Below are 4,745 nucleotides of genomic sequence, written 5' to 3' on the forward strand. Positions count from 1 at the left end.
CATGCGTACAATACACTCCGCCCATGGCCGTCAAAGACCGCGTGTTTGTCCACCCGATCACCTGGAAGCTGCACCAGAAGGTGCAGAAATATATTTACCGCGACATCTCGCGTCGAACCGACAGCGAAGATTGTGTGTTCTTCAACTGGGCGTATGAGCAGGATCCGCCGATGGCCCTGCCGCTGGAAGCCGCCGACGAGCCCAATCGGTACTGCATCCAGCTGTATCACGCCACTGCGACCCAGACGGATCTCAGCGGCAAACAGGTGCTTGAGGTGGGTTGTGGCCACGGCGGCGGAGGCTCATACCTCATGCGCACCCAGCACCCGGCCTCCTATACCGGGCTGGACTTGAACCCGACCGGTATCGCCTTCTGCCAAAAGCGGCACAACGTCGCGGGCCTGGACTTCGTGCAAGGCGACGCCGAGGATCTGCCTTTCGTTGACCAATCCTTCGACGCGGTGCTCAATGTCGAATCCTCGCACTGCTACCCCAACTTTCCCCGTTTCCTCAGTGAAGTTGAGCGCGTGCTGCGCCCCGGAGGGCATTTCCTGTACTGCGATCTTCGACCCCGCGACCGTGTTGCCGCGTGGGAGGCGGACCTGGCCAGGGCGCCGATGCAGATGCTTTCGCAGCGCGAGATCAATCCGGAGCTGTGCCGCGGAATGCGGCTCGGACGCGATCGATCGCCGCACACCAGCTTTGCCGAAAGCGACCTCCAGGCGCGGTGGTCACCTTGGATGGCCGGGATGGTGGAAAGGATCCTGCAAAGCGGCGGGGTCTCGTACCGGATGTACCTCTTCGCCAAGGCATGAGGCGGCGTCCCCCGTTCCGAGGCCAAAAGTTCCGGATTCCAGGTCCTATTGCACGGGTGTTGGATTAAACTTCCCGCAAGTTAGCCGTTAGCGGGGGCCCGCTTGCATGTCACAAACGCGCACGGGGGACTGAAGGGTTAGGTTCCGCGATGCGTAAAGGCGCGTTCGGGCGCAGCGACGCTGAGATCGACCTCTTGGTGCGCGGCATGCGATCGGGGATCGCAGTTGTCGGCTTCGGTTACATCGGCACAGTGATTGGTGCGGTGCTGGCAGACCGTGGCTGGCCTGTGACGGGGATCGATGTGCGCCAGAGCGTCGTCGACGAGATCAACCTCGGCAAGACCACGGTGGCTGAGCCTGGGCTGAGCGAGCTGGTGGCCAATAACGTGCGGGTCGGTCGTCTGCGCGCCACGACGGATTTCAGCGCTATCGCGGACAACGAGTTCATCATCGTCAACGTCGGTACGCCGCTTGGTCCGGACTACGAGCCGATCGTCGACGACATCAAGGCGGCGGCGCGGGCCTTGGGAGAGCATCTGCAGCGCGGTCACATCGTCATCCTCAAGAGCACGGTGCCGCCGGACACCACGGAAACCCTCGTTCGGCCGATCCTCGAAGATACTTCGGGGCTACGGGCCGGGGTGGACTTCGGGTTGGCGTTTTGCCCGGAGCGGCTCGCCGAAGGCCAAGCCATCCACGAGCTGACGTCTATTCCTGTCGTGGTCGGTGCCGTCGATGAGCGCAGCGCACGCGCCTGCGCCACGCTGTGGCGGCACGCTCTTGGGGTGGAATCCGTCATCGTCGACAATCCGCGGACCGCCGAGATGGTCAAGCTTGCGGACAACCTTTGGGTGGACCTCAACGTCGCGCTGGCGAACGAGCTGGCCAAGGTGTGCGACCGGCTCGGGATGGACGCCCTTCAAGTCATCGAGGCCGCCAACACGATGCCGAAGGGGGGCCGCGATACGAACATATTGAGGCCGAGCATGGGCGTTGGCGGCTACTGCTTGACGAAGGATCCGTGGTTCGTCAACCACCTAGGCCAGTCCCTCGGGTTGGACTTGGCAATTCCGCGGACGTCCAGAACCGTTAACGACACGATGCCGGCCTACACCTACGGACTGCTGAAGGATTTACTCGCCGATCAGGGAAAGTCCATCGAGGCCAGCCGAATCGCCGTGCTGGGCATCGCGTTCAAGAACAACACCGGCGACTGCCGCCTCACACCCACTAAGTACGTGGTCAGCCTGCTCGAGGAGTCCGGTTGTGAGCTTTCGATTCATGATCCGTGGGTGGGCGTTGAAGACGCCGTCACGGTGACGAATGTCCCCTTGACCGCAGACATCGAGACGGCGGTCGAGGGTGCCGACGCCTTGGTGGTACTTGCGGGCCATCGACAGTTCCACCAAACCCCGCTGTCCCAGCTCGCGGAGCTGGCGTCGGCCAGGTGCGTATTCCTCGATGGCCGGAACAGCTTTGACCCAGCGGCAGTGCGCGCCGCCGGCTTTGTCTATAAGGGTATCGGCCGGTAATCGGTCGATCGGCGAACGTAAACCCAAGAAATGAAAGAGCTTTCATGAGAAATGTCGTCGTGACAGGCGGCTACGGCTTCATCGGATCGCACCTGGTGTCCGCATTGCTGGACCGCGGAGATTCAGTCACTGTCTTCGACTTCGCAAAGAACATGCGCGACACCAGCATTGACTTTGACCGGCATTCCAGCTTCCGGTTCGTGCAAGGCGACGTCACTGATCTGACCGCACTTGAAGAAGCCTTTACCCCCGGCGTCGATATAGTCTTCCACCTGGCCGCGGTCGTTGGTGTCAAGAACTATCTCAACGATCCGCTTCGGGTCCTCGATGTCAATGTGACCGGTACCCGTAACGTCCTTGAACTGAGCCACCGGCACGGAACACGCGTCGTGTTCGCCAGCACGTCTGAGGTGTTTGGCAAGAACCCCAACCCGCCGTTTGCGGAGGACGACGATCGCGTTGTCGGTTCGACAAGGACAGCGCGGTGGAGCTACAGCACCAGCAAGGCCATGGCCGAACATCTTGTCTTCGCGATGCACGACGCCTACGGATTGCCGGTGACGGTAGTTCGCTATTTCAATGTGTATGGCCCGCGGCAGAATCCCATATTCGTGGTCTCGAAGAGCATTCACCGGATACTCAACGGCCACCAGCCGTTGCTGTATGACTCCGGCGACCAGTCGCGGTGCTTCACCTACATCGATGACGCCGTCGTCGGCACCTTGCTCGCGTCCGGGAGTGATGCGGCAATCGGTGAGGCCTTCAATATCGGGAGCATGACCGAGACGACGATGCGTGACGTTGTCGAGCTGGCGATCAAGATCGCCGATGTCGAGTCGGTGTCTGCGGCCGAAACTGTTGATACTGCAGCACTTTACGGGGGACGTTACGAGGACATCCCTCGTCGTATCCCGGACTCAACCAAAGCACAACGGGAACTGGGATGGCGCCTCCAAGTCGACGTCGAAGAAGGGATCCGGCGCACCATCAATTGGGCGCGGGCCAACCCTTGGTATCTCAAAGACCCGCAGGAGTGACGCCACGATGGAATTTGTGCTGACAGCCTATGGAACTCGTGGCGATGTCGAACCCTCCGTCGTCGTCGGCCGCGAGCTCCTGCGCCGAGGGCATGACGTGCGTATAGCCGTCCCGCCCGATCACATTGGCTTCGCTGAGGCGGCTGGGCTTGCGGCCGTCGCCTACGGACCGGATTCACAGGCCGTGCTGGACAAGGAGCTCGGCACGAACCTGTTCAAGGATTTCCCGCGCCAGGTCAAGGATCTGCCCAGGTTGTGGCGCGAAAACTGGGAGCTCTCAACCCAGGGCTGGTCGGAAATGAGCAAGACGCTGATGTCCGAGGCCGATGGAGCCGATCTGATAATCACCGGCCTGGTTTTTGAGGACGGCGCCGCGAACATCGCAGAGTATTACGGCATTCCATTGGCCACGCTGCATTACTTCCCAATACGGCCCAACGGCCAGCTCATGCCGTACCTGCCGGCGGCGCTGAGCCGATTTTTGGTAACCGCATACTGGTGGCTAGCTTTGGGCCTGCTCGGCAGCTTCGAGAAAGCGCAGCGCCGAGAGCTGGGCCTGCCGAAGGCCTCCGGCCCTGCCTCACAACGTGTCACCGAGCGCGGAGCGCTCGAAATCCAGGCTTATGACGCGGTGTGCTTTCCCGGACTGGCAGCGGAATGGGCGAAATGGGGTGGCCAGCGGCCTTTTGTCGGCACGCTGACTATGGAGTTACCGACGGAGGCGGACGAGGAGGTCGCATCGTGGATTGCCGCGGGGACGCCGCCGATTTGCTTTGGGTTTGGCAGCATGGAGATCGATGCTGCGGCCGACACGATCGCCATGATTAGTGCAGCTTGCACGCAGTTAGGTGAGCGGGCGTTGATCTGCGCCGGCTTGAGCGACTTCAGCGAAATCCCTTATGGCGATCACGTCAAGGTGGTGGGCTCGATGAATTACGCGGCGATCTTTCCCGCCTGCCGCGCGGTCGTGCACCACGGCGGTGCCGGCACCACGGCCGCGGGCCTGCGCGCCGGGGTCCCCACCTTGGTCCTCTGGGCTACGCCCGATCGGCAGATGCGGGGAGCTTTCGTCAAACGGCTGAAAGCCGGTACCATGCGGCGGTTTTCGAGCGTCACCCAAGAGTCGCTGGTAGCGGACCTGCGGCAGATCCTGGCCCCCGCATGCGTCGCCCGGGCCCGCGATGTCGCCACCCAGATGACCACACCCGCCGAAAGTGTCTCGGCCACAGCTGATCTGATAGAAGACTTCGCGCGCCTCAAGCGTGTTGGCGTGGTCAAAGACGGTGGGTCGTGACTAGCACCGGCCACATTTCCCAAAGGCCGAATCAGTTGGGGCATTCCGCGATAACTATCCGTGACTG

General features: G+C 61.9%; 4 protein-coding genes. All 4 read left to right on the top strand.

The genetic code is table 11. The features are described from left to right. Window positions 1–23: 23 nt before the first annotated feature. The 4 genes from WAN02_RS33430 (at window position 24) to WAN02_RS33445 (ending at window position 4,678) form a co-directional block, all read left to right on the top strand. Window positions 24–815 (top strand): phthiotriol/phenolphthiotriol dimycocerosates methyltransferase, encoded by a 792-nt coding sequence (locus tag WAN02_RS33430; protein ID WP_422269642.1) that lies wholly within the window; start codon window positions 24–26, stop codon window positions 813–815. A gap of 149 nt (window positions 816–964) precedes the next feature. After that, complete coding sequence (locus WAN02_RS33435; RefSeq protein WP_422269643.1) at window positions 965–2,347, top strand: nucleotide sugar dehydrogenase; 1,383 nt, start codon at window positions 965–967, stop codon at window positions 2,345–2,347. 44 nt (window positions 2,348–2,391) lie between these two features. Further along, window positions 2,392–3,384 (top strand): NAD-dependent epimerase/dehydratase family protein, encoded by a 993-nt coding sequence (locus WAN02_RS33440; RefSeq protein WP_422269644.1) that lies wholly within the window; start codon window positions 2,392–2,394, stop codon window positions 3,382–3,384. 7 nt (window positions 3,385–3,391) lie between these two features. Continuing rightward, complete coding sequence (locus WAN02_RS33445; RefSeq protein WP_422269645.1) at window positions 3,392–4,678, top strand: glycosyltransferase; 1,287 nt, start codon at window positions 3,392–3,394, stop codon at window positions 4,676–4,678. Window positions 4,679–4,745 lie beyond the last annotated feature (67 nt).

This window comes from Mycobacterium sp., assembly GCF_049281135.1.
GTDB lineage: Bacteria > Actinomycetota > Actinomycetes > Mycobacteriales > Mycobacteriaceae > Mycobacterium.

What these genes read in the sequence shown, in the direction of transcription:
- WAN02_RS33430 (WP_422269642.1), top strand. Translation starts at nt 24, where the DNA reads ATGGCCGTCAAAGACCGCGTGTTTGTCCACCCGATCACCTGGAAGCTG.
- WAN02_RS33435 (WP_422269643.1), top strand. Translation starts at nt 965, where the DNA reads ATGCGTAAAGGCGCGTTCGGGCGCAGCGACGCTGAGATCGACCTCTTG.
- WAN02_RS33440 (WP_422269644.1), top strand. Translation starts at nt 2,392, where the DNA reads ATGAGAAATGTCGTCGTGACAGGCGGCTACGGCTTCATCGGATCGCAC.
- WAN02_RS33445 (WP_422269645.1), top strand. Translation starts at nt 3,392, where the DNA reads ATGGAATTTGTGCTGACAGCCTATGGAACTCGTGGCGATGTCGAACCC.